At 64.5% G+C, this 5,512-nt stretch carries 5 protein-coding genes and 1 pseudogene; 3 read left to right on the top strand and 3 right to left on the bottom strand.

The annotated features are described in order from the left end of the window. Window positions 1–210 precede the first annotated feature (210 nt). The gene (locus A5652_RS13345) at window positions 211–2,034 is read right to left on the bottom strand and encodes an alpha/beta fold hydrolase (RefSeq protein WP_067351701.1); all 1,824 of its coding nucleotides are present in this window, start codon (window positions 2,032–2,034) and stop codon (window positions 211–213) included. Beyond that, complete coding sequence (locus A5652_RS13340) at window positions 2,034–2,678, bottom strand: TetR/AcrR family transcriptional regulator (protein WP_067351698.1); 645 nt, start codon at window positions 2,676–2,678, stop codon at window positions 2,034–2,036. The genes A5652_RS13345 and A5652_RS13340 overlap by 1 nt, the downstream gene beginning before the upstream one ends. Window positions 2,679–2,778: 100 nt before the next feature. Here A5652_RS13340 and A5652_RS13335 point away from each other — a divergent pair, with 100 nt between their 5' ends. Continuing rightward, the gene (locus tag A5652_RS13335) at window positions 2,779–3,426 is read left to right on the top strand and encodes a polysaccharide deacetylase family protein (protein WP_232001186.1); all 648 of its coding nucleotides are present in this window, start codon (window positions 2,779–2,781) and stop codon (window positions 3,424–3,426) included. On the opposite strand, the gene A5652_RS13330 is transcribed toward A5652_RS13335, so the two are convergent. Further along, window positions 3,423–4,088 carry a GntR family transcriptional regulator gene (locus A5652_RS13330; RefSeq protein ID WP_067351693.1) on the bottom strand — a complete coding sequence of 222 codons (666 nt, stop codon included), beginning with the start codon at window positions 4,086–4,088 and terminating at the stop codon, window positions 3,423–3,425. The two genes, A5652_RS13335 and A5652_RS13330, sit on opposite strands and share 4 nt — an antisense overlap. A 144-nt stretch (window positions 4,089–4,232) precedes the next feature. On the opposite strand from A5652_RS13330, the gene A5652_RS13325 reads away from it, so the two are divergent. Together A5652_RS13325 and A5652_RS13320 are read left to right on the top strand one after the other, a co-directional pair. After that, window positions 4,233–5,261 carry a cupin gene (locus A5652_RS13325; protein ID WP_067351690.1) on the top strand — a complete coding sequence of 343 codons (1,029 nt, stop codon included), beginning with the start codon at window positions 4,233–4,235 and terminating at the stop codon, window positions 5,259–5,261. 53 nt (window positions 5,262–5,314) lie between these two features. Then, window positions 5,315–5,512: pseudogene (locus A5652_RS13320) on the top strand (hypothetical protein); the annotation flags it as partial.

The following is a 5,512-nucleotide window of genomic DNA, read 5'->3' as shown; positions in this document are numbered from 1 at the left end:
ACCGCCGCACCCGTCACCGCGACCCCGAGCAGCGCCGCGGCAACGGCCGCTCTCGTCATCGCCTCGCGGATTTTCGGAGCCATTGCCCAACCCATAAGTCCCCCTTATGTGCGGGCGGCCCCCCGCGCGTAGAAGCATACTAAGGACGCTTTGCCCCGGAAAGCCAGAAATTTTGCGCGGCTACTCAGTTCGAGCACTGCACACGAAACATCAGCGGCTCGGTTTCTGCGCCGCTCCCACGTACTCACCGACGAAGCCGTTGCGCAACCACCACCGGGGGCTGGTGTGCTTGAAGATCTCGTCGTCGAGGGTGCGAGTGCGCACCGACCTCTTGACCGGGAACGGATTCATCCCGGACTTGTACTCGAGGCCGACCATGGCCGGTGCCGTCGGGCGGCCTGGCCTGGGCAGCAGCTCGAAACCGGCGTGCTGGAGCATGGCATTCAACTCGGCCGGACGGGGGAATCGCCGAAAGTCGTGGTTGGGCTTGTGTAGACCGAACACGTACAGCGGCCCGACCGTGACGAAGCAAAGCCAGGTGAACAGGTTGCGATCCGGTGTGACATAGAACATTCGGCCGCCCGGCTTCAGGGCGGTGAACACGCTGTCGAGCAGACGGCGGTGCTCGGTGCAATGGTCAAACACCCCGTGCAGGTAGATCAGGTCGAACCGACTGGCCGCCAACACATCCGCGTTTCGCGCGTCACCGACAATAAAGTCCACCCCCGGCTGGTCGGCAAAGCGCTTGCGGGCTGCCTCGATCGATTTATAGTCGACGTCTACGCCGACGATGTCCCACGCGCCCAGCTCCGGATAGCGTTTCAGCAATCCCGCGATCGCCCCTCCTCCGCCGCAGCCGACCACCGCCATCGTCGGGCGTTCACTACCTGTGGAGGGTAGATAGTCACGCAGGAAATCCCATGCGGTGTAGTCGATTTCGCTGACCAGGTCAGCTGTGAAGCGCCACTGCGCGCTGACGTCGGCGTTGGAGAAGTAGCGAACGCCGCGCTCGATCGTGCCGTTGCTGATCCGCATCAGCGCTCGATCCATCATCGAATAGCGGTATTCGGGCTCACCGACTGCGTCGTTGGCGCGTTCGTGGTCGAGGAACTCGAAGTAGCGTCGCTCCTCGGGTTCGATTAACGCTTCCCACGATCGGGCGTTGCCCAGCACACGCTCCCGAATCCACGAGTCGATGACTCGGCTGTAGACGTCTCTGTCGAACAACATGAGCTGATGGCCGCCGCCGGGCATCATGAAAAAATCTTTGGTCCCGCCGATCCGCTCGAAGCATGCCCGGCAGTGCTCGGCGCCGACTATTTCATCGTGTTCGCCACAGGTGATCAGGACAGGTTTCGTGTTGGCCGCGGCGGGCAGTGGCGGGACATAGTTGAACACGGAGTGGTAGCTTCGCAACCCATACGACCAGACGTACAGTGGGTCCTTCTTCTTCGTTTCCAGCAATCCGGGGTCTTCTTGGTAGGCGGCCTTGAAGTCGATGAACCGCCGTAGCGGGACCTGTATTCGATCACCTATCTTCGCTGCCGCATATCGCGCCGGGCGCGACTGAAACAGCCGGATTGCCAAGTTCATTGGCGCCTCGTGGTTCAACAAGATGTTCATGCACACGCCGGCCACCACGGCGGGGCACGCGTCGAGCGCGTGGAATGCGACTTCGCCGCCCTGGCTCGCGCCGTGCACGACGACGGGTAGGGAAGTGCGCCGCGCGGCGTAATCGGTTACCGCCCGAGTGTCTTCGAGGAAGGCTTCGAAACTGAACACACCCGCCTTGCCTTCCGTACGACCGTGCCCGGTGAGGTCGAACGAATACACCGCCGCGCGATAGTTGCGGCGCATGTGTTCGGCGAACGCGTCGTAACCTTCGCTGTGCCCGGCGGTGCCATGCACCAGCACCACGACATAGTCGGCGTCTTCGTTGTCGTAGCGGCGCACAAAAATTCGTCTGGCACCGGATCCGGTCACCGCGTCTTCGGCCATCGGCGGTACCGCCTGCGTGGTGGTGTTCGGGCTCATCAGTGCCTCGAATTCAGCACTTCGGTGGTGTGGGTCGTGATCATGCGCGCAAACGCGTCGAAATCGGCGCGGAAGCGTGAAGTGTCGGAATTGAAGGGGCGCTGCATCGACATGCCGAGGAGGACAGTTTCGAAGAGACGCACCGTCTCGTCGATCAAAGTTGTCGGCGTATCGTCACCGACGATCGTGCGCAGTAGCTCGGCGAGCCGCCGGCGCTGGGTATCGCGGTAGTCGACGTACGCGGTCCGCAAGAACTCGTTGTGATTGGCCGCCGCGGCGAACTCGACCATGAACGTGACCGCGTCGAGATTGTCGATGAACAGTGTGTAGACGAGATCGCCCGCCTTGGCCAGGCTGTCACCCACCGACGCCGCCTCCGCCAGGCGGGTCGACACCGTGGAGAACATGGCCCTAGCCATGTCGTCGATCGCCGCCTGGAAGAGCTTTTCCTTCGTCTCGAAGTGGTAGTGCAGCAGCGTCTGCGAAACGCCGGCCTCTTTCGAGATCAGCTTCATCGACGACTTCTCGTAGCCGTACGCGCCGAAGCACCGCACCGTCGTTTGCAGGATTCGCTGTCGAGCGTCGCCGGCCGTCCCCGTGGAACGACCGGCGCCCGCACCCCTCGAAACCGCGGCGGTCAACATCGACTCTTCTCTTCGTCTCCGGCTACCGGACACCATACTGTCTGATCGATCAGTCAGGCAATGTTTATCTCACGCGCACCGACCTGCTATGCATGAAACTGTGTCCTCGAAAATCACCTTGACCTTCGACAACGGCCCGACGCCCGGGGTCACGGATCAGGTTCTCGATGCACTCGCTCAACGTCGGATGTCCGCCATGTTCTTCGTCGTCGGGGAGAACGCTCGCGCGCCGGATGGACGCCGGCTGATAGCGCGCGCTGCGCGTGAGGGGCATCGGATCGGTAATCATTCTTTCACCCACGGTCGACCTCTCGGCGAGTTATCCCCGGCGGAGTCTGTTGACGAAATCAGCGGCACGCAAACGCTTTTAGACGATTTCACCGATGCCGATCGGTACTTCAGACCGTGGGGAACCGAGGGCGCGCTCGACCGGCGCTGCCTGAATCAAACGGCCGTCGACTACCTCGTCGCGCAGAAGTACACCTGCGTCCTGTGGAATAGCGTCCCGCGCGATTGGGCCGACCCCGACGGATGGGTGGACCGAGCGCTCGTCGACGCCGGTAAGTCTCAGCACACCGTCGTGGTGTTGCACGACCTGCCCACCGGCGCGATGGAGCATTTACCCACATTCCTCGACGAACTCACCCACTGCGGTGTGGAGGTCACCGCTGAGCTCCCCGACGATTGCGTGCCGATCGTCCGCGGTCGGATGCGAACGCCCGTCGATCATCTTCGACCCGAGTCCTAGAGCACGGAGAGCCCCATGGCCCGCACCGTGCTGGCCAGGTGGGTCTGCACCGCCTGCAGTGCGCGCGGTAAGTCGCCGTCGCGCAACGCTTCCGCGATGCGTTGATGCTCCGCCATGATCGTGGCCACCCGATCGGGCTCGCGTAGCGACGACTCCGCGATCATCCGCATTTGCCGGTCGCGCAACGTCGAGTAAAAGTTCGTCAGGATGGTGTTTCCCGACTCTTCCAGGGTGATGGCGTGGAAGGCGCGGTCGGACTCCAGGAAACCCCGCCAGTCGGCCGCCGACGCGGCGTCGCGCTGCCGCCGCAGTTCGCCCGATTGCCGCTCGAAGACCACGGCGCAGACGGCGGGGCCGCGTCCGATCACCTTGCCGGCTGCGAACTGCTCCAGCACCAGCCTGGCCTCCATGACCGCCCGCACCTCGTCGGGCGAGACCGGCACCACCAGGGCGCCGCGCTGCGGATACAACCGCAGCAGCCCCTCGGCCTCCAGCCGCAGGAACGCCTCGCGCACCGGGGTGCGCGACATACCCAGCGCGGTGGCGACGTCGCCTTCGCTGATCAGCTCGCCCCCCGGGAACTCGCCGGTGAGCACCTGCGCTTTGACGTAGTCCAGCGCGCGGTCCTTGGCCGTGGCCGGGCGACGGTCCTTTGCCGGCACGCGCGCCCCCCTCCTGGTGCCTAAGTCGTATCTCAAGCGTGGTCATGACCGTACACCGCTGGGCCCTAGCTGCGCCGATTGACACTAAGATACAAGATAAATACTATTCAGATACGAGACATGCCTGAGTAGAGGAGGCCGTACATGCCCGCCGCGCAACAGCTCGTGACGCCGAACCTGGATCCGACGATTCCGGCACCGATGATCAACGTGGCCGAGTACGGGTTCGAGGGCCGTTTCGAGGAGTGGGCGCGGCAGGCCGAGTACTTCGAGTACTCCAAGGCGGCCAACCCCATCGGGTCCGGGCACATCCCGCCGATGCCGATGCGGCGCTTCGATCCCGAGATCTATCTCGACGCACCGACCGGCGTGATCCCGCTGGATCTGTCCGAGGAACTGGGTATCGACTCCGGCGCCGCGACCAGCCCGGCGCTGTTGGCGAACTTCATCAGCATCCGCGCCAACGAGCGGGTCGACACCAGCCCCAACGCCACCTCGCAGCTGTACTACGTGCTGTACGGGCGGGGCTTCGCGGCGGTCAACGGGCGGCTGATCGGGTGGGAGAAGGGTGACTTCGTGACGCTGCCCGCCGGCAACCACTCGGCGTTCTACGCCGCCACCGACACGGCCATGTACTGGGTGCACGACGAGCCGCTGATGCGCTACCTGGGCGCCGAAGCCACCCAGCCGCGCTTTGACGCGACCAAGTTTCGCCGCGCCGAGGCCGTCGCCAAGCTGGAGGAGATCGCCTCCCGTCCGGGCGCCAACGACAAGAGCCGGGTCAGCGTGCTGCTGGCCAACGCGGATCAAGAGCAGACGCTGACCATCACCCACGTGCTGTGGGCCATGTTCGGCGTGCTGCCACCCAACCAGGTGCAGCGCCCGCACCGGCACCAGTCGGTGGCTTTGGATCTCATCCTCGATGCGCCCGAGTTCGGCTGCTACACGCTGCTGGGCACCCGCCTCGACTCCCGCGGCGACATCGTCAACCCCATTCGGGTGGACTGGCGGGCCGGATGCGCCTTCACCACCCCGCCGGGAATGTGGCACGCCCACTACAACGAGACCGACGAGGCCGCCCACCTGATCCCGATCCAGGACGCCGGGCTGCAGACCCACCTGCGCAGCCTGGATATCAAGTTCACCCAGCGCCGGGATCTCGGCGCCGGATAGGCCCTGGCGGCGGCCCATGCACCGCCGCAGTTCGGCGCATAGTGTGGCTGGACATGAAGGTGCCCCTGCTGGGACCGGTGTCGCTCACCGGCTTCCAGAACGCCTGGTTCTTCCTGGTCCTGCTGATCGTGCTGTTGGTGATCGGCCTTTACATCGTGCAGCAATTCGCCCGCCGTCGCCGGGTGCTGCGCTTTGCGAACATGGAGGTGCTGGAGCGGGTGGCGCCACCGGCGCCGGGCAAGTGGCGGCAC

This window comes from Mycobacterium sp. 1165178.9 (assembly GCF_001673555.1).
In the GTDB taxonomy this organism is placed as follows: Bacteria; Actinomycetota; Actinomycetes; order Mycobacteriales; family Mycobacteriaceae; genus Mycobacterium.
The sequence above is the reverse complement of the archived record's forward strand: the minus strand, read 5'-3'. Positions and strand labels throughout refer to the sequence as shown.